This window comes from Ruegeria sp. BE9 (assembly GCF_056538765.1).
This window is the reverse complement of the sequence record NZ_JBQFTS010000004.1, coordinates 225,617-248,198: the sequence shown is the minus strand read 5'-3', so window position 1 is coordinate 248,198 and position 22,582 is coordinate 225,617. Positions and strand designations below refer to the sequence as shown.

Annotated in this window: 26 protein-coding genes; 11 read left to right on the top strand and 15 right to left on the bottom strand. The window is 56.1% G+C overall.

Going from position 1 to position 22,582, the window contains the following annotated elements; genetic code table 11:
* Positions 1 to 5 precede the first annotated feature (5 nt).
* The 4 genes from ACR0EO_RS13935 to ACR0EO_RS13920 form a co-directional block, all read right to left on the bottom strand.
* Entirely contained in the window at positions 6 to 389 is a 384-nt protein-coding gene (locus ACR0EO_RS13935; protein WP_480690889.1) for an NADH:ubiquinone oxidoreductase subunit NDUFA12, read from the bottom strand.
* A gap of 79 nt (positions 390 to 468) precedes the next feature.
* Complete coding sequence (locus ACR0EO_RS13930; protein ID WP_480690887.1) at positions 469 to 843, bottom strand: Rid family hydrolase; 375 nt, start codon at positions 841 to 843, stop codon at positions 469 to 471.
* Positions 844 to 906: 63 nt separating this feature from the next.
* Positions 907 to 2,172, bottom strand: a complete 1,266-nt coding sequence (clpX, locus tag ACR0EO_RS13925) for an ATP-dependent Clp protease ATP-binding subunit ClpX (RefSeq protein ID WP_480690886.1) — start codon at positions 2,170 to 2,172, stop codon at positions 907 to 909.
* Between the two features lie 132 nt (positions 2,173 to 2,304).
* Entirely contained in the window at positions 2,305 to 2,937 is a 633-nt protein-coding gene (locus tag ACR0EO_RS13920; RefSeq protein WP_480690884.1) for an ATP-dependent Clp protease proteolytic subunit, read from the bottom strand.
* Positions 2,938 to 3,261: 324 nt separating this feature from the next.
* On the opposite strand from ACR0EO_RS13920, the gene ACR0EO_RS13915 reads away from it, so the two are divergent.
* The gene (locus ACR0EO_RS13915; protein WP_480690882.1) at positions 3,262 to 3,603 is read left to right on the top strand and encodes an ArsR/SmtB family transcription factor; all 342 of its coding nucleotides are present in this window, start codon (positions 3,262 to 3,264) and stop codon (positions 3,601 to 3,603) included.
* A gap of 269 nt (positions 3,604 to 3,872) precedes the next feature.
* Complete coding sequence (locus ACR0EO_RS13910; RefSeq protein WP_480690880.1) at positions 3,873 to 4,010, top strand: entericidin A/B family lipoprotein; 138 nt, start codon at positions 3,873 to 3,875, stop codon at positions 4,008 to 4,010.
* A 451-nt stretch (positions 4,011 to 4,461) separates the two neighbouring features.
* On the opposite strand, the gene ACR0EO_RS13905 is transcribed toward ACR0EO_RS13910, so the two are convergent.
* The 4 genes from ACR0EO_RS13905 to ACR0EO_RS13890 all read right to left on the bottom strand — a co-directional run bounded on the left by ACR0EO_RS13905 (position 4,462) and on the right by ACR0EO_RS13890 (position 6,407).
* Positions 4,462 to 4,908: a hypothetical protein gene (locus ACR0EO_RS13905; protein WP_480690878.1), complete on the bottom strand. Its 447-nt coding sequence runs from the start codon at positions 4,906 to 4,908 to the stop codon at positions 4,462 to 4,464.
* A 180-nt stretch (positions 4,909 to 5,088) separates the two neighbouring features.
* On the bottom strand, positions 5,089 to 5,568 hold the full coding sequence (locus tag ACR0EO_RS13900; protein WP_480690876.1) for a hypothetical protein: 480 nt from the start codon (positions 5,566 to 5,568) through the stop codon (positions 5,089 to 5,091).
* 158 nt (positions 5,569 to 5,726) lie between these two features.
* Positions 5,727 to 5,906, bottom strand: coding sequence for a CTP synthetase (locus ACR0EO_RS13895; protein ID WP_480690874.1), 180 nt, complete (start codon positions 5,904 to 5,906; stop codon positions 5,727 to 5,729).
* A 180-nt stretch (positions 5,907 to 6,086) separates the two neighbouring features.
* Positions 6,087 to 6,407: a hypothetical protein gene (locus tag ACR0EO_RS13890; protein WP_480690872.1), complete on the bottom strand. Its 321-nt coding sequence runs from the start codon at positions 6,405 to 6,407 to the stop codon at positions 6,087 to 6,089.
* 188 nt (positions 6,408 to 6,595) lie between these two features.
* Here ACR0EO_RS13890 and ACR0EO_RS13885 point away from each other — a divergent pair, with 188 nt between their 5' ends.
* Entirely contained in the window at positions 6,596 to 7,543 is a 948-nt protein-coding gene (locus ACR0EO_RS13885; protein ID WP_480690870.1) for an aldo/keto reductase, read from the top strand.
* Positions 7,544 to 7,578: 35 nt separating this feature from the next.
* Here the strand turns inward: ACR0EO_RS13885 and lepA are convergent, their stop codons facing one another.
* The gene (gene lepA / locus ACR0EO_RS13880) at positions 7,579 to 9,378 is read right to left on the bottom strand and encodes a translation elongation factor 4 (protein ID WP_480690868.1); all 1,800 of its coding nucleotides are present in this window, start codon (positions 9,376 to 9,378) and stop codon (positions 7,579 to 7,581) included.
* A 163-nt stretch (positions 9,379 to 9,541) separates the two neighbouring features.
* Between lepA and ACR0EO_RS13875 the strand changes: the two genes are divergently transcribed.
* The 3 genes from ACR0EO_RS13875 to ACR0EO_RS13865 all read left to right on the top strand — a co-directional run bounded on the left by ACR0EO_RS13875 (position 9,542) and on the right by ACR0EO_RS13865 (position 11,964).
* On the top strand, positions 9,542 to 10,648 hold the full coding sequence (locus ACR0EO_RS13875; RefSeq protein WP_480690866.1) for a Hint domain-containing protein: 1,107 nt from the start codon (positions 9,542 to 9,544) through the stop codon (positions 10,646 to 10,648).
* Entirely contained in the window at positions 10,645 to 10,956 is a 312-nt protein-coding gene (locus tag ACR0EO_RS13870; RefSeq protein ID WP_480690864.1) for a hypothetical protein, read from the top strand. The genes ACR0EO_RS13875 and ACR0EO_RS13870 overlap by 4 nt, the downstream gene beginning before the upstream one ends.
* Before the next feature lie 66 nt (positions 10,957 to 11,022).
* Positions 11,023 to 11,964 carry a LysR family transcriptional regulator gene (locus ACR0EO_RS13865; RefSeq protein ID WP_480690863.1) on the top strand — a complete coding sequence of 314 codons (942 nt, stop codon included), beginning with the start codon at positions 11,023 to 11,025 and terminating at the stop codon, positions 11,962 to 11,964.
* Here ACR0EO_RS13865 and ACR0EO_RS13860 read toward each other — a convergent pair.
* Positions 11,961 to 12,404: a low molecular weight protein-tyrosine-phosphatase gene (locus tag ACR0EO_RS13860; protein WP_480691027.1), complete on the bottom strand. Its 444-nt coding sequence runs from the start codon at positions 12,402 to 12,404 to the stop codon at positions 11,961 to 11,963. The genes ACR0EO_RS13865 and ACR0EO_RS13860 overlap by 4 nt on opposite strands.
* A 28-nt stretch (positions 12,405 to 12,432) precedes the next feature.
* Between ACR0EO_RS13860 and ACR0EO_RS13855 the strand changes: the two genes are divergently transcribed.
* Both ACR0EO_RS13855 and ACR0EO_RS13850 read left to right on the top strand, forming a co-directional pair.
* Complete coding sequence (locus tag ACR0EO_RS13855) at positions 12,433 to 13,155, top strand: NAD-dependent deacylase (RefSeq protein ID WP_480690862.1); 723 nt, start codon at positions 12,433 to 12,435, stop codon at positions 13,153 to 13,155.
* Between the two features lie 42 nt (positions 13,156 to 13,197).
* Positions 13,198 to 13,806, top strand: coding sequence for an HdeD family acid-resistance protein (locus ACR0EO_RS13850; RefSeq protein WP_480690860.1), 609 nt, complete (start codon positions 13,198 to 13,200; stop codon positions 13,804 to 13,806).
* Positions 13,807 to 13,893: 87 nt separating this feature from the next.
* On the opposite strand, the gene ACR0EO_RS13845 is transcribed toward ACR0EO_RS13850, so the two are convergent.
* The 5 genes from ACR0EO_RS13845 to meaB all read right to left on the bottom strand — a co-directional run bounded on the left by ACR0EO_RS13845 (position 13,894) and on the right by meaB (position 17,838).
* Positions 13,894 to 14,367, bottom strand: coding sequence for a copper chaperone PCu(A)C (locus ACR0EO_RS13845; RefSeq protein WP_480690858.1), 474 nt, complete (start codon positions 14,365 to 14,367; stop codon positions 13,894 to 13,896).
* A 45-nt stretch (positions 14,368 to 14,412) separates the two neighbouring features.
* Positions 14,413 to 14,763, bottom strand: a complete 351-nt coding sequence (locus ACR0EO_RS13840) for a hypothetical protein (RefSeq protein ID WP_480690856.1) — start codon at positions 14,761 to 14,763, stop codon at positions 14,413 to 14,415.
* A gap of 401 nt (positions 14,764 to 15,164) precedes the next feature.
* On the bottom strand, positions 15,165 to 15,452 hold the full coding sequence (gene rpmB, locus ACR0EO_RS13835; protein WP_480690854.1) for a 50S ribosomal protein L28: 288 nt from the start codon (positions 15,450 to 15,452) through the stop codon (positions 15,165 to 15,167).
* Between the two features lie 161 nt (positions 15,453 to 15,613).
* Positions 15,614 to 16,756, bottom strand: coding sequence for a Hint domain-containing protein (locus ACR0EO_RS13830; RefSeq protein ID WP_480690852.1), 1,143 nt, complete (start codon positions 16,754 to 16,756; stop codon positions 15,614 to 15,616).
* Positions 16,757 to 16,860: 104 nt separating this feature from the next.
* A complete protein-coding gene (meaB, locus tag ACR0EO_RS13825) occupies positions 16,861 to 17,838 on the bottom strand; it encodes a methylmalonyl Co-A mutase-associated GTPase MeaB (RefSeq protein ID WP_480690850.1) in 978 nt (325 codons plus the stop codon).
* 130 nt (positions 17,839 to 17,968) lie between these two features.
* Here meaB and hrpB point away from each other — a divergent pair, with 130 nt between their 5' ends.
* The 3 genes from hrpB (at position 17,969) to ACR0EO_RS13810 (ending at position 22,582) form a co-directional block, all read left to right on the top strand.
* Complete coding sequence (gene hrpB, locus ACR0EO_RS13820) at positions 17,969 to 20,404, top strand: ATP-dependent helicase HrpB (RefSeq protein WP_480690848.1); 2,436 nt, start codon at positions 17,969 to 17,971, stop codon at positions 20,402 to 20,404.
* 150 nt (positions 20,405 to 20,554) lie between these two features.
* Positions 20,555 to 21,013 carry an NUDIX hydrolase gene (locus ACR0EO_RS13815; protein WP_480690846.1) on the top strand — a complete coding sequence of 153 codons (459 nt, stop codon included), beginning with the start codon at positions 20,555 to 20,557 and terminating at the stop codon, positions 21,011 to 21,013.
* Between the two features lie 90 nt (positions 21,014 to 21,103).
* Positions 21,104 to 22,582 carry an inorganic phosphate transporter gene (locus tag ACR0EO_RS13810; protein WP_480690844.1) on the top strand — a complete coding sequence of 493 codons (1,479 nt, stop codon included), beginning with the start codon at positions 21,104 to 21,106 and terminating at the stop codon, positions 22,580 to 22,582.

Sequence of the window (22,582 nt, the reverse complement as noted above, 5' to 3'; positions counted from 1 at the left end):
CTCGTTTATTCCGGGCTCCAGGCTTCATAATCCGAGCGCTCGACCGGATCCGGTCGGCGCAAGGATCCAGCTGGCGTATAAGCCATAGCGGTGCCCGTCAGGTTTTCCTGATGTGGTTTTTCCCACGATTTATGCTGCAGCGGTTTGTCTGTTGGCGGCTCATCCCATGTACGATGCAACCAACCGTGCCAGTCGGGATCGATCCGGCTGGCCTCAGCCTCACCATTGAAAATCACCCAGCGCTTGCTGTCATCAGCGTTGCGGTAGAAGACGTTGCCCTCGTTGTCTTCACCAACTTTCTCGCCTTTACGCGCAGTGTATATCTGCGTGTTCAGGGTGGCTCCGTTCCACCAAGTTACGGCCCGCAATAGACTGTTCAGGATTCCCATTGGCTGCCTCCGGCATTTCTGTTCCCGCAGATATGGACCAAAGGCACGCCAAGGTCCAGTGTCACAAGGACCGCACCCCTTATTCTGGCAGAACTGCGGTCACTTCGATTTCGATGCGGTCTTCGGGGGTTATCAAATTACACTCAGTTACCGTCGCCGCAGGTGGGTTGGCGCCGAATGCTCTGACCAGCAAGGGCCAGCACAGCTCGAACTCGTCCATGTCTGGTAGGTAATAGTTTACTCGGACCACATGGGCGAAATCTGAACCGGCTTCAACCAGTGCTTTTTCGATCGCGTCCAGAGCAGATTTACACTGGCCAACGATATCATTGGGAATGTTATCACCCTGAGCGCAGGTACCCGCAACAAAGACAAACCCATTCGCAACAACAGCGCGGCAATAACCAACCTTAGCTTCGTATTCTCCGCCAGATGAAATACGTCTGATCGTCATACTAATCCCAATGTAAAAACGGCGCGGCAAATGCCGCGCCGTTTGTTTCAAAACTTTGGTCTCTTAACCCGCCGAAGCTGATTCCGCCGCATCCGCGTAAATGATCAACGGCTGCTTGTCGGAAGACACCGCCTCTTCGTTGACTACAACTTCGGTTACGTTCTTCATGCCTGGCAGTTCGAACATCGTATCCAGAAGGATGTCCTCCAGGATCGACCGCAATCCACGCGCACCCGTTTTCCGTTCGATGGCTTTCTTGGCAATCGCCTTCAGCGCATCGTCGGTAAAGGCCAGTACTGCGTCTTCCAGCTCGAACAGGCGCTGGTATTGTTTAACCAGAGCGTTCTTGGGCTTGGTCAGGATGGTAACCAGAGCGTCTTCGTCCAGATCCTCAAGCGTTGCCAATACAGGCAGACGGCCAACGAATTCCGGAATCAAACCAAATTTCAACAGATCTTCTGGCTCCAGATCCTTAAAGATCTCTCCTACACCGCGGTCGTCATTGTCCCGAACGTCAGCGCCAAACCCCATAGCCGAACCTTTACCGCGCTGCGCGATAATCTTGTCCAAGCCGGCAAACGCACCGCCGCAGATAAACAGGATATTCGTGGTATCCACTTGCAGGAATTCCTGCTGCGGATGCTTGCGACCACCCTGGGGAGGAACGCTGGCCACAGTGCCTTCCATCAGTTTCAGCAGGGCTTGCTGAACACCCTCACCCGACACATCGCGGGTGATCGAAGGGTTCTCAGACTTACGTGTGATTTTGTCGACTTCATCGATGTATACGATGCCACGTTGCGCGCGCTCGACGTTATATTCACTCGCTTGCAGCAGCTTCAGAATGATGTTCTCGACATCTTCACCCACGTAACCTGCTTCGGTCAGAGTAGTGGCGTCCGCCATTGTAAACGGAACGTCCAGAATGCGCGCCAGCGTCTGCGCCAGCAAAGTTTTACCACAGCCCGTCGGCCCGATCAGCAGGATGTTGGACTTGGCAAGCTCAATATCGCTGCCCGCCTTCTGAGCGTGGTTCAGACGTTTGTAGTGATTGTGGACCGCAACCGACAGAACCCGTTTAGCGGTTGCCTGTCCGATCACATAATCATCCAGCACTTCGCAGATATCTTTGGGCGTTGGCACTCCGTCCGAGGACTTAAGACCGCTGGCCTTGGTTTCCTCGCGGATGATGTCCATGCACAGCTCGACGCACTCATCACAGATGAAAACGGTCGGCCCGGCAATCAGTTTACGCACCTCATGCTGGCTCTTACCGCAGAAGCTACAGTAGAGCGTGTTTTTACCGTCACCGCCTGAATTCGTCGCCATGTTCTACCTTTCGGGCTTCGTCCCTGCGGCCCTTGTGGACCGCGATTGCCGTCGTCTGATGCAGCTTAGGCCACCACCGGGGCGGCTACAATCTCAAAATACGCCCTGCGCCCAACACGCAGGGCTTTGTGATTAGGCGTCTTCGCCATCCATTTTCGCGCGGTTTTCAACGATTTCGTCGATGTGACCCCACTCTTTGGCTTCTTCCGGGCTCATGAAATTGTCACGATCCAGCGCTTTTTCAACCGCCTTTTTGGTCTGTCCGGTATGACGAACGTATATGTCATACAGGCGATCCTTCAGTTTTTGCGTCTCGGCAGCGTGAATCATGATGTCACTGGCCTGACCCTGATATCCACCGCTGGGCTGGTGAACCATGATACGGCTGTTGGGCAACGAGAATCGCATCCCTTTCTCGCCACCGGCCAAGAGAACGGACCCCATCGAGGCCGCTTGACCGATCACCAACGTCGAACATTTCGGCTTGATGTACTGCATTGTGTCGTAAATCGACAACCCGCTGGTAACCACACCGCCAGGAGAATTGATGTAGATCGAGATTTCCTTGTTCGGGTTCTCGGCCTCAAGGTGCAGCAACTGAGCTACGACAAGATGGCTCATACCGTCGTGGATCGGGCCATTGATGAAAATGATCCGCTCTTTCAAAAGACGCGAGAAAATATCGTAGGCCCGTTCGCCCCGGCTGGTCTGCTCGACGACCATGGGGACGAGTGTATTCATATAAGTATCAACGGGATCGAACATTGAGAACCTGCCTGTTTTGCGATGGATCGGGACAATACCCGAAGAAACGTTACCTGAGTCTTAGTGTCGGTGCAGAAGGGCTGCAAGGGGGGCCGGAAACTTCGGCGCTTCGAAGCGTGATTGTCAGAAAGTCGCGGCGCGTTTTCACGATCGGCTGTTGCCGAAATTTTTAGCTAAAGAAGGCCAATATTGGCATCCCATCACATTATTTTGATCCATGCATATGGAAATAAATGTTCAAAGTAGGTAATCAAGCCACTCGCAGCAGCGAACCTGATAAAAGATAAAATCGTACCCGATATCGGGTCTATAAGGACAACACTGATGGCCCTGCCCCTGCTTTCGCAAGATATGTCTTCCGAAGACTTCGACAAAATGGTTGAAAACGCCACGCGCGCTTCGAACTTTTTGAAGGCGATAAGTCACGAGGGCAGGTTAATGATCTTGTGCCACCTGGTGTCCGGAGAAAAATCTGTGACGGAACTCGAAGAGTTGCTGTCTGCCCGTCAAGCAGCCGTATCACAGCAATTGTCGCGCTTGCGCCTCGAAGGTTTGGTAACGCCGCGCCGCGAAGGCAAAGCGATTTACTATCGCCTCGCGGATGACCGGCCACGCCGCATGCTCGAAGTTGTATACGAGTTGTTCTGCGCAGGTGACAAAGGCTGACACCCAACCCTTCTGATCTGTTTTCGGCCCGCAGTTACGGCTTTGATAGCCGTGCTACGGGTCGTCTTACCCCGATAAGACAACCTCGACTCAAGCATACTGGCCAACTTACTGAACGGGCTGAGAACCGCGATTGTGGAGTTAAACAGTTTTGTACGTGTGATCCCTTGCACATTGATCTTTCGCAGGGATTTTCCGCGCCTCAAAACGCTGGTTCCCCGTTCTGGAAAGTGCTACGCAGCAAGGGACTTACACTAATGGAGACACCGATGATCCGCGCAATTCTGATTGGACTGGCCCTGTTTACCCTAACCGCTTGTGAAACAGCTAAGGGTGCTGGCAAAGATATCGAAAAAGCTGGCGACGCCATTCAGGATGCCGCATCGGACGTTCAGCAAAAACTCTGACACCGATCGCAATTCCAACTCGAATGCCCAACCAAACTTTGATCACGGGCGTCGTGTTGTGAGGCTAGACTGTTTTTGGGGCTCTTGTGCTTTCGCAAGAGCCCTGTTTCGTTTCAGCAGGTCAATTTCAGGCACCCGATTGAAACTTGTTCTTCAAAAACGAAATGACGTCAGGTGCGCAGACACGGGCTTAGAGCGCACCTGCCCGCACAATCCTGACGCCATAACTGGTCGGACATTTCTTGCCTCACCGCGCGAACGCGCTGAAGGGCCGCGGGGTCCAGCGCAAAGCTGCCTGGACCCTGTCGCCAGCAGTGAGATCCTCTCCCGACCCATCTCCCCCCTGTGGAGACATTTTTGAGAAGCGCTCCGACCCAATCGGTATTACCTACTACGCACTGCAAACAACCGCAGCTAGTACCCCCTACAAACCGATCGGGCCAGAGGCGCTTCAGTTCACCTGACGTTCCAGAACAGTGCTGTAGGTCGTTCCGTTACGCAGGCTACGAAAATCCGCATAGATCCTTCCGTCTTCATACCGGGCATCGATTAACGCGTTCGCGCCGATTACCATTGGCGATGTTTCAATGATCCCGATGCTCCCCGAACCATCTAAGCTGATCGTTCCTGTGGCCTCGTTCACATTCCACTCAGTGTCGCCATCGCGGCGCCATTTGCTGGGGCCCCAAAAGACGTTTTCTTCCTGAATTTGGATATCCAGCATCCATTCGGCCTGATTAAACCGCGGCTCCTCACCACGCTGGAAATGTGATGGCGAAACCGTCGTGTAAGACCCCAGCCATGTGCCTCGTAAGTCCGGCGCATCCGCCAGTGCAGCTGTTCCAAGTGTGAGGGTCGCGGCCAGAGCGGCTGCTCCGGCAGTCATATATCTGGTCATTGGCTCTCTCCTCCAAAACTGGGGCCGTCGCTGGCCTGCTGAACAGATTGGGAGGGAGGGAGCCAGTTACAACTTACCTAAGGGAAACTTCATGTTTGGTTCATGGAACCCTCAGGCACATTTCTCGATCAGGGGCGTATGCAAGCACACGCCCCCAAGGTAACTCGTTGTGAAAATTGATTATTCGACCGTGATACTGCCGGTGATCGTGTTAACGAATTTCTTCGTGTCAGGGTCGGTCAGAGACGAAAATGTTCCGCCACCAGAGGCACTAGCCCAGTTTCCCGAGCCGCCCGACACCGTCCAATCTCCTGTAAGAGCACCGTCCGCACCCCGGCCCGTCGCCACCCAAGACATCACCGCCTTGTCGCCGGAGGCTGTATCAAACACGCAATTCCCGGTGCCAGCCACCTCGGCACCGTTTACCAAGATGGAACCAAAACACATGCCCGAAGCCCCCTCCAAGGGGTGCCCGGCGGCAACCTCGAAGCTTTCATAATTGGTTTGAGATTTCACCACTGCCTGGCCGTCTGCGATACCAAAGACCTGGTTCGCTTCTGTTCCCATCCCTTTACCTGCGGCGTCCTGGGTTTCGGCGCTGGCTAGACTTGCGGATAAACCGATAGTCAGGACTGTGGCTGCGGTCTTAATTAAGAACATGTGCATAATAACCTCTCATTTCTGAGGGTCAGGCGTTGCAAGCATCTGAAGAATAAGGCCGCCTGAACGCGGTCCCCCGCGATCACAATAACATATTCTGATCTGAGCGCCTAAGTCGGCCGCTCAGTTCTAATTTCTCAACCGACGATCTTCAGTCTTTAACCGCCGAGTTTGCGCGCCACCATGAACGACACCGGGAACGTTGCCACAAAGCCGACAACCGCAGCGATCAGCATGGCCGTCCACGATGCGTAACCCATAACCAAAACCGCAATCACAACGGACCCGGCAAGGGTGGAACCAAGGAAAATATGAAGGATCAGCGTCAGGGGCGACATAGGGGCCTCGTGTTTTTCAGTCTCTTTCGCGGAACCTAAAACCGAGGTCAAAAGGCGGCTTTGATCTGCGTCAGAATGCAAAATTTTCTCAGACGCAACGGAGGCCAATGAACCGTTGAAAAGAGGGCAGTTGCCAGAACTCTTCGATAGACAGACACCAACCCTAACCGGACGTTGCGGTCAGGCCCATGCCAATGCCGCTCCGACCAAGACAAGAGCAATCCCTACAATTTCGCGGTACGAGAAATCCTCGCCAAACAGAAAGTATGACGCGATAGCGATCAGGGTGACCTCGGCACCAAGTATGCCGATATAAATGATACCCAACCGCTCTTCGCGCAAGGCGGCGAGTTCTAGCGTTGCGGCAGCCAACAGGGTCGCAACAATCAGTATGCTGAGGCCGATACCGGGGATTTTCCACCAGAACTTCATCGCGATCATGGCAATGGAATAAAGACCTGCCGATCCGAAAGCGATAAGGGGGACGAGAGATGTGGACATAAGGGCCTCCCACTGAGGTTACCGCCACGTCAACTTTAGCAGCCCAAAGGACACGGGGCTGTGAGGTTAGTCACAGTTCCCAATCTCTCATTCGGTTCTCTTCTTGTGGTTCCTCACCCCCCAAATTTGCGGTGAAACTGCGGCTTGCCTATTATTCATGTATTCACATTCGTCTTTGGGAGGGGGCAATGACAAAACTACATGAGATCGGCCAAACCGGAGTGCAAATCCCGCGGATTGGTTTTGGGTCAACTGGCATAGGCAGCATTCCCCAGATTTACGGTTACGAAGTTGACGAGGACAGGGCGCGAGAAACCTTGCATTCGATACTGGCCCGTCCTGACGCATTTTTGGACACCGCTCGCGGATATGCCATGGGCCGTAGTGAGGAGCGTATTGGAGGCGTCATCCGTGAACTCGGTGGTCTGCCGCAAGGTTGCGTGCTTTCCACAAAAATCGACCGCGATATGGAGACAAACGTGTTCGGCGCTGCCCAAGCGCGGCGTTCCTTCGAACAGAGCCTTGAAGCGCTCGGCGTAGACCGTGTCGACATCCTTCACCTGCATGATCCAGAATACGCTGATAACGTGACAGACATTACCCGCACTGGTGGAGCGCTGGACGAATTATTCAAGATAAAGGAGGAAGGCCTTGCAACTGCCGTCGGTCTGGCTGGCGGGCGGTTGGAGGTGTTGATGCCGATGTTGCGCGATCGGGATTTCGACGTTGTGATGACGCACAACCGGCACACGCTTGTAAACATGAACGCGGCGCCCTTGATCGAATTGGCCAACTCGAAGGGCGTTACGGTGTTAAATGCAGCGCCTTACGCGGGCGGCATTCTCGCCAGAGGCAGCGCTATTCACCGCTTTTACGTCTACCGACCAGCTACAGAAGAGATGCTTGCCCCTGTGCGCGCGGTCGAAGAGATATGTGCTCGCCATGACGTACCTATGGGAGCGCTGGCGCTGCAATTCTCAATGCGGGACGCTAACGTTGCCTCGACGGTCTGCGGCGTGACCTGGCCACAACACGTGGAGCAAGCGCTCGAATGGGCAGATTGGACTATCCCCGAGACGGTTTGGAGTGAACTTGCCGATCTGGGACAATCAAACGCTGATCCAGAGACCGCGTAGCCTCGGTCAAGTGAGAAGAAAAAAAACGGACAGCCTTAGCTGTCCATTTTGAGTGCCGAGATAAACGCCTCCTGCGGGATGTCGACTTTCCCGAACTGACGCATCTTCTTCTTACCCGCCTTCTGCTTCTCCAGCAGCTTGCGTTTACGCGTGGCGTCGCCGCCGTAACATTTCGCGGTCACGTCCTTACGCAGGGCCGAGAGGGTTTCTCGCGCGATGACCTTGCCTCCAATGGCGGCCTGGATCGGGATTTTAAACATGTGGCGCGGGATCAGGTCTTTGAGCTTTTCGCACATCGCCCGGCCCCGCATCTCGGCCCGGTCGCGGTGAACCATGGTTGACAGCGCGTCGACGGGTTCGTCATTCACCAGCACCGACATCTTGACCAGATTGTCCTCGGTATAGCCGGTCATCTGGTAGTCGAAGCTGGCATAGCCTTTGGTCACCGATTTCAAGCGGTCGTAGAAGTCGAAGACGACCTCGTTCAGAGGCAGGTCATAAACGACCATGGCGCGGCTGCCCGCATAGGTCAGGTCCAGCTGGATACCGCGGCGATCCTGACACAGTTTCAGTACGTCGCCCAGGTATTCGTCGGGCACCAGAATGGTCGCCTTGATGCGCGGTTCCTCGATATGGTCGACCTTCGACGGGTCGGGCATGTCGGCGGGGTTGTGCAGCTCGATCATCTCGCCGTCTTTCATGTAGACGTGATAGATCACCGACGGGGCCGTCGTGATGAGCTCGATATCGTATTCGCGTTCGATGCGGTCGCGGATGACCTCGAGGTGCAGCAGGCCTAGGAAGCCGCAGCGGAAGCCAAAGCCAAGTGCTGCCGAGGTTTCCATTTCAAAGCTGAAGCTGGCGTCATTCAACGCCAGTTTGTCGATTGCATCGCGCAGGTCTTCGAATTCGGCCGAGTCCACCGGGAAGAGACCACAGAACACCACCGGCTGCGCGGGTTTGAACCCGTCCAGCGCGTCTTCGGTGCCGTTGCGGTCATTGGTGATGGTGTCGCCGACGCGCGTGTCGCGGACCTGTTTGATCGAAGCGGTCAGGAAGCCAATCTCACCAGGGCCGAGGCTGTCGACCATCTCCATCTCGGGGCGGAAAACGCCAACGCGGTCGACATGGTGCAGGGTGCCGTTCGACATGAACTTGACCCGCATGCCCTTTTTCAGCGTGCCGTCCATGATGCGGACCAGAACGATGACGCCGAGATAGGCGTCGTACCAGGAATCCACCAGCATCGCCTTGAGCGGCGCATCCAGATTACCCTGCGGTGCGGGCAGTTGCTGCACGATGGCCTCAAGCGTTTCGTGGATGCCCTGCCCCGTCTTGGCGCTGACCTGAATCGCATCGGTCGCATCGATGCCGATCACATCCTCGATCTGTTCCGCCACGCGGTCACAATCGGAGGCTGGCAGGTCGATCTTGTTCAGCACCGGCACGATCTCATGATCGGCGTCGATGGCTTGGTACACGTTCGCCAGCGTCTGCGCCTCGACCCCCTGGGTGGAGTCGACGACCAGCAGCGAGCCCTCGACCGCGCGCATGGACCGGCTGACCTCATAGGCAAAGTCCACGTGGCCGGGGGTGTCGATCAGGTTCAGCACATATTGCTCGCCATTGTCGGCGGTATAGTCGATGCGAACCGTGTTGGCCTTGATGGTGATACCGCGTTCGCGCTCGATATCCATGCTGTCGAGCAGCTGTTCCTTCATGTCGCGATCCTTGACCGTCCCGGTCTCTTGGATGAGCCGGTCAGCAAGGGTGGATTTGCCATGGTCGATATGCGCGACGATGGAGAAATTGCGGATATGAGCGAGGTCTGTCATGAAGTGGGATATGTCGGTAGTTTGTGGCCTCGTCAAGCGTTGAAGCGTTGCTTTAAAGGCCCTGAAGGCGTGTTTATGTGCGTGGGCATTTACCCAAAATTTGCGATTGGCTAGAGTGCTGATGCAGATAGGCCCAATCATAACTTAGAAAGCAGTGTAAACGTTGGCCGACTATTCCATCTTTGTTTTAGGCGAAAGCCAGTTGTCGATCTCTGTGGCACAGGGGTTAGACGGCATAAATCAGGGCACTGGAATCCATCTGATCGGTGAAACCATTACGATAGATTCCCGCGCGGCCACCGAAGTTTTCATAACTGATGCGGGTAGTGACACCGATTTTTCTGACAATGACGGCAATCAGCGGCTGGATGGCGATCAAACCATCGACGGGACACTGTTCACGAGCGGCACTCGGGTCGAAGCTGAGTACGGCATCACTCTGACTGACGGCACGAACACATGGCAGGCCGTTGCGTTCAACGTGAATAATTCGTCCCCTGCATTCGGAACCGTCGAAGGAATTGCCTTTATCGGCGGGCCAGGCCAATTTCCGCCAGCAGGCGTTCCGTTGACCGTGGTCAGTACGCAGGAAGGTCCGAGTTTCGCTGCGGATGATTATGTGACGCCGATTTGCTATAGCGGCGAAACGCTCATCGAAACAGACAAGGGGCATGTTTCCATCAAATCGTTGCGCCCCGGCGACCAAGTTCGAACATGGGACAACGGCTTGCTTCCAGTCCTTTGGACAGGCAAGCAACCCGTGATCGCCTCTGGGCGTTTCAGGATGGTCGACGTTCCCGCGGGCGTTCTGTCAAATTTCTCTCCGCTCAGGGTGTCGCAGCAGCACCGGTTGTTGATTGCCCATCCGCTGGCCGAGCTGTTGTACGGCACGCCCGAAGTTTTTGTACCTGCGATCAGCCTCGTCGATGTCGGCATCGCTCAAATGTCCGAAGAAAAATCTGTTCAGTACCACCACTTTCTTTTGGAACGACACAGTATCGTCCATGCCAACGGCGCCGCATCAGAAAGCCTTTTCGCAACGCCCCATAGGTGTGTATCAGATCCGGACAGTCTGTTTTTCCCCGAAGCATCCAGTCAAATCACGCAGGCAACACAAACAGCCCGGCTCGTCCTAAAGCGGCGTGAAGCCAGTTTCCTACTGCGAAGAATGTTGTCCATTGATCCGCAAAACCATTTGATTCATACTCCTGCGCAGACTGAGAGAGGCGAAGATCTCTCCGGGCAGGCAAAAAACGAGGCTCGAGCATGAAACAGTTCCTCTTAATAGCGCTTTGCGCAGCGTCCTTGACGGCGGTGGTGCCTCAGGGTGTTGACGCGGCACAGATCAAACGGGCGTGCCTGGCATCTGACCGGGCAGCAGCAACTCGCGACCGATGCACCTGTATTCAACGTGTAGCGAACCAGGCGCTGACCCGCAGTGACCAGAAAACAGTGGCCAAGTGGTTCACCGACCCCCATCAGGCGCAAGAACTGAAGATGTCCCAATCCGCACGTGATGATGCACTTTGGGACAGATATCGGAACTTTGGCCAGATGGCTCAGGCGATTTGTAGCTGACGCAAGCTCAATCCTTGACGTGAACTGCGCTGCGCCCCAGAAAAGGCGCAGCGAAAGGTGTATTGCATGGTTATGAAAGGGTTAACCCTGCGCGGACTCGAAGTTTTCGAGGCGTTGGCGCGAACGGGTTCGGTCGCTCAGGCGGCCGAGATCACTGGCCTCAGTCAGCCATCTGTATCTCAGCAATTGCGCAATCTGGAAAACGCCTTGGGAACCGAGCTTGTAGATCATGGGCGGCGCCCAATGCGACTGACGCAGGCAGGTCGTAGCTTTCTGACACGCACCGAGGCGATTTTGGCCGAATTACAAATGGCCCAAAGCGAACTCACCGTGATGGACCTTGGGCACTTGGCGACGCTCTCGATCGGACTCATCGATGATTTCGACAATGACCTGACACCACGACTTGCGACCCTGCTGGCCGACAGCCTGACCCGGTCAAAATTCAAACTGATCACCCTGCCCAGTCTGGACTTGTTCGCCGAACTAGAGGCTCAGCGCCTACATCTGGCCGTTTCCGCCCATAGTGGCGAGGTGCTCGAAGGTGTTGTCGAATACCCGCTGGTACAGGACCCCTTTATTCTGGTGACACCAAAAGGGGCCGACAATGCGACGCAAGACCTTCCGTTCCTGCGCTATGCGCGGGAACAGTTGATCAGCCGCCAGATCGAAAGCCATTTGGCGCGTCACCAGCTAGAATTCGAAGAGCGGTTTGAAATCGGCTCACATCTTGCGTTGATGGCTATGGTCGCGCGCGGACTGGGCTGGGCTGTGACAACGCCTCTGGGTTTCATGCGGGCAGCTCGGTTCCACGACAGCTTGGATGCGCACCCTGCCCCATTCGGCGAATTCTCTCGCACGATCTCTTTGTTCACACGCGCAGATTGGTCCGATCAAGTGCCGCTAGAGGTGGCAGAAATGATGCGCCGGTTGATGCGCAGCCAGATCGTTGACCCTGCCTTGGCGCAACTGCCCTGGTTGGCCGACCGCCTAAAGGTAATGAGCTAGCCGCGAAGGTGGGCGTCTAAACCCTCGACTGCGACTTCAATCAAATCCAACGCCCCGTCGAAGTCCCGGGTGTAGTATGGATCGGGCACATGGTCGGCGCCTGTTTGAGGGGCAAAATCGGTCAGCAAACGCACAGGGGTTTCGCTGCCTTCGGGCCGTAGCCCTTCGATATCGGCAATGTTGTTCGCGTCCATTCCGATGATCAGATCAAAGCGATCAAAGTCCTCGGCCACAAATTGCCGCGCACGCAGATCATCCAATTCAATCCCACGCGCCCGAGCTGCCTTTTGCATTGGACCGTAAGGAGCATCGCCAATGTGCCAACCCGAGGTTCCCGCACTGTCTGTAGAGCAGTGCGGAGCACGCGCACGAAAAACACCTTCGGCGGCGGGGGAACGGCAGATATTGCCCAGACAGACAAACAGGATACGGTGGGTCATAAGCCAAGGTGTAACGTGTGGAGAGGAAATGGAAAAGATCGTCATTCTGACAGGAGCCGGAATCTCAGCTGAGAGCGGCCTTGGCACGTTCCGCGACGAAGGCGGGCTTTGGGCACAACACCGGATCGAAGATGTTGCAACCCCCGAAGGTTTCGCCCGAGATCCCGGCTTGGTGCACGGCTTTTACAATGCGCGCCGCGTACAGGCCGCCAAAGCGCAACCCAATGCCGCTCATACTGCTTTGGCCCTCCTTCAGCGAGAATGGCCTGGAGAGGTTGTCATTGTTACGCAAAACGTTGACAGCCTGCACGAGGCTGGCGGAGCAGAAAACGTTATTCACATGCACGGAACTTTGGCTGGCGCACTGTGTTCCGCTTGTGATCACCGCTGGACCTCCCCACCCGAAATGTCAGTCGGGCAGTCGTGCCCGTCATGCTCGGCCCCTACCGCTCGGCCAGATGTGGTTTGGTTCGGCGAAATGCCCTATCAAATGGATGCAATTTATGACCACTTGTCCGGTGCTTCTATCTTTGCCTCAATCGGCACATCCGGTCAGGTTTACCCGGCCGCCGCTTTTGTGCATGAGGCTTCAATGTCCGGTGCAAGAACGGTCGAGTTGAACCTTGATCCATCAACCGGCGCCTCAAGTTTTGATGACGTCATCCTTGGCCCGGCGACGGAGACCGTCCCCCGTTGGGTAGACGAGCTACTCGGGCGGAGACAGTCTGAAAACTCACAGGCACAAAACTAATTTTTCGTTTATAGTGAAGGCGTAACAACTCCGGAGACTTCGATGACCGACCCAGAGACACCACGTGGAGAAATCCTCGAAGATGGCATTCTGGAAGACCGTGATGCGCTCGGAAATCAGCTAACCGACCTTTGGTGGACCTTCTTGCTACGGGGCATTCTGGCCGGTTTGCTAGGCATTGCAGCTCTTTTCTGGCCAACGGGCAGCATATCCCTGCTGCTACGCCTCGTCGGCCTGCTTTTGATCCTGGACGGAGGTCTAACGCTGCTAGGCTTCGGCCGCCGCGGGCTCATTGGCGGCTTTGGCATCGGGGCCCTGCTAATCGGACTGGTTCTGCTGATCTGGCCCGAAGGGGTTGCTCGTCTGACGTTTTTCTTGCTGGGTGCGTGGGCATTGATCGTCGGCGTCGGATCACTGATGGCCTGGCGACAAATGTCGGATCAAAACCCGGATGCGCCCACTGTTCGGAACTCTGGGATCGTCGCGTTGATCATTGGTCTCGTACTGATGTTCTGGCCCGGCAGTGGCATGGTTGCATTGGGTTGGGCGATTGCCTTTTCCGCGCTCGCGTTTGCAGCGGTCATGTTTTTTCTGGCCGCCCGCTTCAAACGTGCGCATGACCGCGTGGCGATGCGTGTCGTAAACCGGTAACGACATTACCAGAACGCAAACAGGCCGGGTTTTGCCCGGCCTGACGCATGGATGAAGGCCGCAACGCGGCCCGAAAAAAGGCGTTGGTCAGTTCGAATGTGACCCGTGGCCACCTTGGTCCTTACGCTCAAGGTCAACTGGTATCTCAACTTCGATCTCACCGGCATTTTCAAACACCAGCGTCACGGGCACGGTCGCGCCATGCTCAAACGGCGCAGTCAGACCCATGAACATTACGTGGTCACCGCCACGCTGTAGCATGTGCATTTCACCGGCCGGGATAACGAAGCCTTCTTCGACTTCTGTCATCTTGGCTACGCCATTGGCGTCGATCAGATGCGTGTGCAATTCAACCCGAGCCGCAGCATCTGAGTCCACAGAAACCAGCCGGTCGTCGGCCTCACCTGTGTTCCGGATCATCATGAACGCAGCACCCGCCTTTGCGGACTTACCAGACGAGCGCGCATACGCGTCGTCAACAACGATGGTATCTTGGGCAAACGCAGCCGTTGCCAGTGTAGCTGCAGCCAGAGTTGCGAACAGTTTGGATGTGAGGGACATAGCGCCTCTCCTAAGTCTAATTTTTGAAAGAGTGTAGTAGCCGGTTCAAACGTTGGCCGGCGGCGCGCGCGCCGGCTTTTGCGGCAACGGCAATGCAATAAGGCTGTCCATTACTCGCGCTGGCGATGGATGCGTTTTCTCCGGGGCCTCAGGAAGTTCTGGACCTGGCACATCAATCGCACCCAACAGGGTCAGCGCATATTCAGGGCAATAATGCGGTGGCTGCGTAGGCTGCCCCTCGGCATCCATATAGACAACAACCGGCCCCGTACCGGTACACAGCACCATTTGGCCCACTGCGTTGTCCATGCCACGCGATGCGGCCACACTCTGCCCCGTCAAAACAACAAGCAGTGAGAGCGCTAGTGGCAAAACTATATTCAGAACGAGTTTCATCCTGAGCCCGGTATAGGCCGGACATAAAGAAGGCTTCAAGCGCAATCGAAAACGCTTGAAGCCCAAGGTCATAAGATGCGTGTCAGCGGTCCATTTCCGGACGTTTGACAGACCCTTTCGTCAGGCTGGTATGCAACCTGTTCACCTGACGTTGCATCCGCGTGCATGTCCCAAATGTTTTGCCAAAAAAGGCAGCCAACAGGGAGAAGTAATCAGAGGTTTTGAAAGACATGAGACTCAACTCCACCAGATGAATATGACTAAACATAAGACGGCTAGAGATCATCGTATGTGAACAATGTCACCCTTCTGGAAAATTTAATCTCGAAACAGAAACAGCAGACAAAAGAAAAGGCCCTACACCGAAAGGTACAGGGCCGAAATCTTAGCTGGAAAAAAGCTTATGCCGAAGCTTGTGCTTTGGCGATTTCCTTTTTCACTTTCAGCGCGTTGGAGGACAGCTCTTCGTCCTTGGCTTTCGCCAGGAACGCGTCCAGACCACCACGGTGGTCAACCGAGCGCAGTGCAGCCGCCGAGATGCGCAGCTTAACGCCACGGCCCAGAGTTTCGGACTGCAGGGTAACGTCGTTCAGGTTGGGCAGAAAACGACGACGAGTTCTGTTTTTGGCGTGGCTGACATTGTTGCCAGTCATCGGGCCTTTTCCGGTCAGTTCGCAGCGGCGCGACATGGTTTCTTCCTTTGTTTCTGGAGGCCGGGCATGACGCCCTCGGCCAAATCACAAGGGGCGCAACCCGAAGTCGCGCCCGAAAACTGGTTGGATGCGTGTAGTGGGAATCGCTCGGAGGGTCAAGACGGATCAGGTGAAATCTTTAAACCTTGGCGGTTTGCCTATTCGCTTGCAGCCCACAGCAGAGGTTTATTGTTTCTTCGGTGCCGTTCCAACAGGTGAATCTGCTGTCGCCCAAGTGGAATTAACCTTGCAGGCCTATGTACAACAGTGTTTTCAGCGAGTTCAGGAAAAATTTCGAAAATCTCGCGCCGCGCCTCCGAACCAAGGGATTTCAGCGCTTCAGCGCCGGTAAACAAGCTTTCGGTGGGGGCATTCTCGGCGAAAATCACCTGATGCCGGTCGAAGAGCAAATGAAAATACTCGACGTTCGGCACTGTTTCATCGACGTAGATTCCTGGCATCACAGTCAGTTTCATCGCGGGAATCAGCACTTCGGTTGTCCCAAACATCCTCTGCGCGATTCTGGATTGAACCAGCATCCTGTGCTGTCGGGACACCAACAGATCGCGCTGCGGCAGTCCATGACCCAGTGAACCAGCCGATATGCGCACCGGCAACAGCCGCGCATTACCGACAAGCGCGGTGCGGTCGAACTTCCGGCGACCGATCCAGCGAACTGGTTGCATCCCGAAACCTTCGGTTTGGATCAAGTCACCTGTACGAATGGATTGAATTGACCGCATTCCGGTTTCGCACAAGATGCGCGTATCGCGGGTAAAACAAGGGACGCCCGATCCGTTCTCAAAGGCGGAGTAATTGACTGTTCCGCCTGAAGGCAGGGTAAACGTTCCGTTGGAAACAGAATAAGCCACCCCGTCTTCGACGGTGAAAGTCCCAAAGACGTTGTCATTGACAACCGTCCCGACCGGCAGGTTCAGAGTATCCGTACCGCCGCCGCCGCGAATATCCTGACTTACAGAAGTACTGCCAAAATTCAGCGTGTCATTGCCGGAACCCAGCCGGATTGCTCCGACAGAAGAGCCGCTGATATTGATCACATCCGAGTTTGCGCCGCCGGTCACTCGCCCACCGACAGTGCTGTTCGTCACTGTAATGGTGTCATTTCCGGCATTTCCGACAACATTGCCGATGATGGTGCTGTCAGTGACATTTATGTCGTCATCGCCACCTCTACCCCGAATATTGTCGATCGGCGAACCTTGCGGAGCCCCATTCAGGGTTCCGTTATCGGCCGTGACGTCAATATCGTCGTCGTTATTTGTCCCATTGATATTGGGCACACGAACAACTCCTGCATGGCTGCCTATTCAGCATATCACCAAATGCCGGTTCGGAGAATCCACCAATTCAGGTCGATGCCCAAATCAAGCGCAAGAGCGGTTTGTTAGCCGGCTACGAGCGTGGACAGCATGGTTTCCGCAGCGGCGGAAGGACTTAACCCCCCAGCCCGTACTTTCTCGCCCAGATGTTCCATCTCAGCCCGAGCTTGCGCTGTTGAAAGCCGCGCCAATAGTGCGGATCGAACTTCTTGCTCAAACCAATACTGTGCCTGCGCAGCCCGGTTGGATTCCCAAAAACCTCTGTCACGGCGCGATTGAACCAGTGACTGCATTTCTGCCCAAGCATCTTCCAAACCGTGCTCTTCTACCGCCGAAACGGTCATCGCTTTTGGAAACCCTTCCGGGTCTTGCGGACGTTTGCGCAGCAGACGCAGAGCGCCAGCATAGTCGGCGCAGGTGCGTGTGGCGGTCGCTTTCAAATCACCATCTGCCTTGTTCACCAAAATCATGTCAGCCATTTCCATGATCCCGCGCTTGACCCCTTGCAGCTCATCTCCACCGGCTGGCGCAAGCAACAAAAGAAACAAATCGGACAGTTCGGACACAACGGTTTCGGACTGCCCAACACCGACGGTTTCAATCAGCACAACGTCAAAACCTGCCGCTTCACACAAGGCTATCGCCTCGCGTGTGCGGCGAGCGACGCCACCTAGATGAGATTGGCTGGGCGAGGGTCGGATAAAGGCATTCTTCTCGCGGCTGAGCCGTTCCATTCGGGTCTTGTCGCCCAATATTGAGCCTCCAGACCGGGCGGAACTAGGATCAACGGCTAAAACTGCGACACGCAGCCCCTGCCCTGTCAGCATCATACCAAAGCTTTCGATGAAGGTGGATTTGCCAACACCCGGTGTTCCCGACAGGCCGACTCGCAACGATTGCCGGCCGGCTTTACTCAGATGAGACAGCAATTCAGTCGCTTGCGCACGGTGATCTGCGCGGCCGCTTTCGACCAAAGTAATCGCACGGGCCAGCGCACGTCGGTCTCCGTTCAGTATCCTTTCGCTCAGCTCAGCGGTGTTCATTCATGTCCCCTCACCTGAATCTTGCCTTAGATGCAGGAGCAGCACAGGGTTTGTCCAGTACCAAGAGCGGCAGTTTCATTGCAGTTTGTCGGAACTGGACCTTGGTTGGCACTTGGCGGATAAAGCCGGGATGACAATACGCCTGCCCATAGACGATGCCATTCCCGATCTGCTTGCAGCTTTGAGGGCCTCGCGCCGCGCCGTTCTACAGGCCCCCCCGGGCGCGGGCAAAACAACCCGCGTGCCATTGGCAATGCTCGACGCGGGTCTTTGTGACGGCAAGATCGTCATGTTGGAACCAAGACGGTTGGCTGCGCGAGCGGCGGCAGAGCGAATGGCTGAAACACTGGGACAGCGCGCTGGCGAAACGGTTGGTTACCGGGTGCGAGGCGATGCCAAAGTTTCCAAGGCGACTCGGATCGAAGTTGTGACCGAAGGTATTCTGACAAGAATGCTTCAATCAGATCCTGATCTTCCGGGTATTGGCGCCGTAATTTTTGACGAATTTCACGAGCGATCTCTGAACGCCGATCTCGGGCTGGCCTTGTGCCTTGAAGTAACCGAGGCGCTTAGGGATGACCTGATCCTGTTGGCAATGTCAGCGACCTTGGACGCCGGCCCTGTGGGGCGGCTGATGGACGCCCCGCTCGTCACTTCGGAGGGGCGCAGTTATCCTGTGGAAACACGCTGGCTGCAACGCCCTTTAGGGGCACAGGCACGGCGGCTGGATGCTTTGGTCGATCTAGTAGTTCAGGCCGAACGTGAAACCGAAGGCGGTATGCTGGTCTTCCTGCCAGGAGAAGGCGAGATTCGACGCGCTGAAAAAGCTTTGTCGGGACGGCTGCCCGGCGATTGCTCGGTGCGCCCCCTATTCGGCGCAATGCCATTCACCGCTCAGCATGCCGCCATTGCACCAGCGGAAACCGGGCGCAAGATCGTGCTGGCGACTTCGATAGCCGAAACCTCACTGACCATTCCCGACATTCGTGTGGTGATAGACATGGGGCAAGCCCGACGGGCACGATTTGATCCGGGTTCGGGCATGTCGCGGCTGGTCACAGAGCGGGTCACGCGTGCCGAAGCCACTCAACGTGCTGGGCGCGCTGGACGCGTGGCCGAAGGCGTTTGCTACCGCCTTTGGTCCAAAGGCGAGGAAGGGGCTTTGGCCGCTTACCCCCCTGCCGAGATCGAAGCCGCCGATTTGACGGGGCTGGCGCTGGAACTAGCACTTTGGGGCGCAGACCCTGCTGATTTAGCGTTTCTAACACCGCCCCCCGAGGGGACGCTTGCAGAAGCGCGTAGCTTGCTAAGGATGCTCGGCGCTCTGGATAACAAAAGCCGTGTTACCGATCATGGGCAAGCGCTGGCTGCATTGCCTCTTCACCCGCGACTTGGGCACATGTTGGTCCTAGGCGGGGCTGGAGCAGCCCCTCTGGCCGCCCTCATGGCAGACCGCGACCCGCTTAAAGGTGCTCCTGCTGACCTATTGCTGCGGCTCGAAGCATTGCGCGACATCCGTTCATTCCGGCGCAACCGTGTTTGGCAAGTTAATACCGGTGCCTTGGACCGTATCAAAGCCGAGGTCAAACGCCTTCGAACCCAAGGCGGATCAGGCGATCTTAGCACCGCTGCCCTGGCCGCGCTGGCCTACCCCGATCGAATTGGACAGCGCCGCAAGGGCGATATACCGCGCTATGTTCTTTCGGGGGGTAAAGGGGTGGTGTTAGATAGCGGCGATACACTGGCGAACGCGCCGTTCCTTGTGGTCACCGATACCGACGGGAACCCCCGCGAAGCGCGGATTCGAATGGCCGCACAGATCACCGAAAGCGAAATACGCAACCTTTTCGAAGACCAGATTAGTTGGGTCGAGACTTGCGAATGGTCCAGACGCGATCGGCGGGTCGTGGCTCGAAAGCAAGAGCGGCTAGGAGCGATCACTCTGGACGATCGCATCTGGAAGGACGTACCTGACGACGCGGTTGCTCGTGCAATGCTGGACGGCATTCGTGACCTTGGACTGCGGCTGGACGGGCCTGCGGCACGACTGGCAGCCCGGGTCGAGCTTGTACGGGCCGAAGGCGCCGCACTGCCCGACTTCTCTCCTGACGGCCTCATGGAGACACTAGAAGACTGGCTCCTGCCCATGCTGTCCGGTGTGCGCAATGCCGAAGACTGGAAGAGGTTTGACTTACTGCCCGCATTGCGCGCGCGGCTGGACTGGAACCAAACTCAGGAGTTGGACCGCCGCGCACCGGGATCATTTGAAACACCCTTGGGACGCAAGGTTCCAATCGATTATGGCGGCGCGGTGCCTGAAATTTCGGTACGGTTGCAAGAACTGTTCGGCGTAACGCGACACCCAGTTGTTGGAGGTGAAGCGCTCAAGATCACGCTTTTGTCTCCGGCGCAGCGCCCTATTCAAATCACGCGAGACCTACCCGGTTTCTGGGCCGGATCCTACGCAGATGTCCGCAAGGACATGCGCGCGCAGTATCCAAAACACCCCTGGCCTGAGGATCCGACCCAAGCTGACCCAACTTTGCGCGCCAAGCGGCGCAACTGAAGCGCGGCAGGTCGGCAATTAGGCCCTCTCAACTGAAAATCGTGCTTTGCGCAAACGGGAAAAATCTGATCACCGACAGGATTATTGAAGAATTCGCGTTACGTTGCTATGTCACTCCTTTGACTGAAAACGCGCGCAAGTGATCTAAAAATGACAAAATGGCTGCGAAATGTGTGGGAAGAGGTCGCCCGACCACTTTTCCTGCGCCCCAGAAGGGTGCAGTTCGCGGCATTGTGCGTTCGTCAAACAGAAGCAGGTGAGCAGGTTCTGTTGATTACCAGCCGCGATACCGGACGCTGGGTTATACCAAAAGGCTGGCCGATGGACGGCAAGGACGGGGCCGAAACCGCGCAACAAGAGGCATGGGAAGAGGCCGGTGTGCGATCTGAGCGCCTGTACAAGGTGCCAGTGGGTCACTTCACTTATGACAAGGTTATGAACGACGGTTCTGGCCTACCAGTCCGAACCAGTGTCTATCGCATTGACGTCAAAGACCTTGCGGACACGTTTCCAGAGGTCACACAGCGTAAACGGCAATGGTTTCCACCGGAAGAGGCCGCAAACCTGGTCAGAGAGCCTGAATTGAGCGCCTTGCTCCGCTCAATGTAAAAGTTTGGTCACAATTTGATGACAGATGGTTGCCCGCGACGAGGAATCCGAGTAGCGGCCTACGTCAATCAAAAAAACTGTTGAACCCCTATGTCAAATTCGAACGCCAAAACCCGCTGGCAGGCACTGGACAGCGATCTGCACCGAATTTCCCGCGTTGAGACTGCGAACGTCCACGTGGCTCGCCCACTGCTGGCTCCGGGCATTGCCTTGGCCTTTATTGCCTTGGCTGGATTGTCGGCCGCAGTGTTGTTCGGTCAGGCAGATGGCGGGCTGATTGTTATCGCCGCAGCGGCATTTGGGGCTTACATGGCGATCAATATTGGCGCCAACGACGTTGCGAACAACATGGGCCCCGCCGTGGGAGCCAACGCACTGACTATGGGCGGAGCCATCGTTATTGCCGCAATTGCCGAAAGTGCGGGGGCGCTCTTGGCTGGTGGAGACGTGGTGTCGACTATCTCGAAAGGGATCATTGATCCTGCATCTGTCCAGAACAGTAACGTGTTTATCTGGGCAATGATGGCAGCACTGATTTCATCGGCTATGTGGGTAAACTTGGCCACATGGATTGGCGCTCCGGTATCGACCACACACTCAGTCGTAGGCGGCGTAATGGGCGCAGGCATCGCAGCCGCCGGCCTGAGCGCCGTTAGCTGGGGAACGATGAGCGCGATTGCAGCCAGCTGGGTCATCTCACCTGTTTTGGGCGGAGTAATTGCGGCTGGGTTTTTGGCGCTCATCAAGGCCAAAGTACAATATCAGGACGACAAGATCGCTGCTGCACGGCGTTGGGTTCCGATCCTCGTGGGACTTATGGCAGGGGCGTTCGCGACGTATCTGGCCGTAAAAGGCTTGAAGCGGATTGTGAAGGTAGATCTGGAAATTGCTCTGCTTATCGGCTTCCTATCGGGCGTGATGGCTTGGTCTGTCACGGTCCCTTGGGTCCGCCGCAAATCCGAGGGGATGGAAAACCGCACTCGGTCTCTGAAAGCACTGTTTGGCCTGCCTCTGGTCATTTCCGCAACCTTCCTCAGCTTTGCCCACGGGGCCAACGATGTGGCCAATGCGGTTGGCCCGCTGGCCGCCATCGTGCATGCGGCAGAGTTCGGTGACTTTGCTGCGAAAGTGACGATCCCCAGTTGGGTTATGGTGATCGGCGCCTTTGGCATTTCGTTCGGCTTGTTCCTGTTTGGGCCCAAGCTGATCCGGATGGTGGGCAGCCAGATTACCAAGCTGAACCCGATGCGGGCCTTCTGCGTAGCACTATCCGCAGCGATTACAGTGATCGTCGCTAGCTGGCTTGGCCTCCCGGTCAGCTCCACACACATTGCCGTTGGGGCCGTCTTTGGCGTTGGCTTCTACCGCGAATGGCATTCGGACCGTCGGTGGAAACAGTCGAACCGTCAACGTCCAGCCGAGCGCAGGTTAGCGCGCGAAGAGCACCAGAGACGTAAACTGGTGCGCCGATCGCATTTCATGACCATCGTCGCTGCTTGGATCGTCACCGTTCCCGCGGCTGCAACCATGTCGGCGGTTATTTTCTGGGTGTTGACTGCATTCCACTAG

Excerpts from the sequence above, each read along its gene's own strand:
- ACR0EO_RS13935 (WP_480690889.1), bottom strand. The coding sequence starts at position 389 with ATGGGAATCCTGAACAGTCTATTGCGGGCCGTAACTTGGTGGAACGGA.
- ACR0EO_RS13930 (WP_480690887.1), bottom strand. The coding sequence starts at position 843 with ATGACGATCAGACGTATTTCATCTGGCGGAGAATACGAAGCTAAGGTT.
- clpX (WP_480690886.1), bottom strand. The coding sequence starts at position 2,172 with ATGGCGACGAATTCAGGCGGTGACGGTAAAAACACGCTCTACTGTAGC.
- ACR0EO_RS13920 (WP_480690884.1), bottom strand. The coding sequence starts at position 2,937 with ATGTTCGATCCCGTTGATACTTATATGAATACACTCGTCCCCATGGTC.
- ACR0EO_RS13915 (WP_480690882.1), top strand. The coding sequence starts at position 3,262 with ATGGCCCTGCCCCTGCTTTCGCAAGATATGTCTTCCGAAGACTTCGAC.
- ACR0EO_RS13910 (WP_480690880.1), top strand. The coding sequence starts at position 3,873 with ATGATCCGCGCAATTCTGATTGGACTGGCCCTGTTTACCCTAACCGCT.
- ACR0EO_RS13905 (WP_480690878.1), bottom strand. The coding sequence starts at position 4,908 with ATGACCAGATATATGACTGCCGGAGCAGCCGCTCTGGCCGCGACCCTC.
- ACR0EO_RS13900 (WP_480690876.1), bottom strand. The coding sequence starts at position 5,568 with ATGTTCTTAATTAAGACCGCAGCCACAGTCCTGACTATCGGTTTATCC.
- ACR0EO_RS13895 (WP_480690874.1), bottom strand. The coding sequence starts at position 5,906 with ATGTCGCCCCTGACGCTGATCCTTCATATTTTCCTTGGTTCCACCCTT.
- ACR0EO_RS13890 (WP_480690872.1), bottom strand. The coding sequence starts at position 6,407 with ATGTCCACATCTCTCGTCCCCCTTATCGCTTTCGGATCGGCAGGTCTT.
- ACR0EO_RS13885 (WP_480690870.1), top strand. The coding sequence starts at position 6,596 with ATGACAAAACTACATGAGATCGGCCAAACCGGAGTGCAAATCCCGCGG.
- lepA (WP_480690868.1), bottom strand. The coding sequence starts at position 9,378 with ATGACAGACCTCGCTCATATCCGCAATTTCTCCATCGTCGCGCATATC.
- ACR0EO_RS13870 (WP_480690864.1), top strand. The coding sequence starts at position 10,645 with ATGAAACAGTTCCTCTTAATAGCGCTTTGCGCAGCGTCCTTGACGGCG.
- ACR0EO_RS13865 (WP_480690863.1), top strand. The coding sequence starts at position 11,023 with ATGGTTATGAAAGGGTTAACCCTGCGCGGACTCGAAGTTTTCGAGGCG.
- ACR0EO_RS13860 (WP_480691027.1), bottom strand. The coding sequence starts at position 12,404 with ATGACCCACCGTATCCTGTTTGTCTGTCTGGGCAATATCTGCCGTTCC.
- ACR0EO_RS13855 (WP_480690862.1), top strand. The coding sequence starts at position 12,433 with ATGGAAAAGATCGTCATTCTGACAGGAGCCGGAATCTCAGCTGAGAGC.
- ACR0EO_RS13850 (WP_480690860.1), top strand. The coding sequence starts at position 13,198 with ATGACCGACCCAGAGACACCACGTGGAGAAATCCTCGAAGATGGCATT.
- ACR0EO_RS13845 (WP_480690858.1), bottom strand. The coding sequence starts at position 14,367 with ATGTCCCTCACATCCAAACTGTTCGCAACTCTGGCTGCAGCTACACTG.
- ACR0EO_RS13840 (WP_480690856.1), bottom strand. The coding sequence starts at position 14,763 with ATGAAACTCGTTCTGAATATAGTTTTGCCACTAGCGCTCTCACTGCTT.
- rpmB (WP_480690854.1), bottom strand. The coding sequence starts at position 15,452 with ATGTCGCGCCGCTGCGAACTGACCGGAAAAGGCCCGATGACTGGCAAC.
- meaB (WP_480690850.1), bottom strand. The coding sequence starts at position 17,838 with ATGAACACCGCTGAGCTGAGCGAAAGGATACTGAACGGAGACCGACGT.
- hrpB (WP_480690848.1), top strand. The coding sequence starts at position 17,969 with ATGACAATACGCCTGCCCATAGACGATGCCATTCCCGATCTGCTTGCA.
- ACR0EO_RS13815 (WP_480690846.1), top strand. The coding sequence starts at position 20,555 with ATGACAAAATGGCTGCGAAATGTGTGGGAAGAGGTCGCCCGACCACTT.
- ACR0EO_RS13810 (WP_480690844.1), top strand. The coding sequence starts at position 21,104 with ATGTCAAATTCGAACGCCAAAACCCGCTGGCAGGCACTGGACAGCGAT.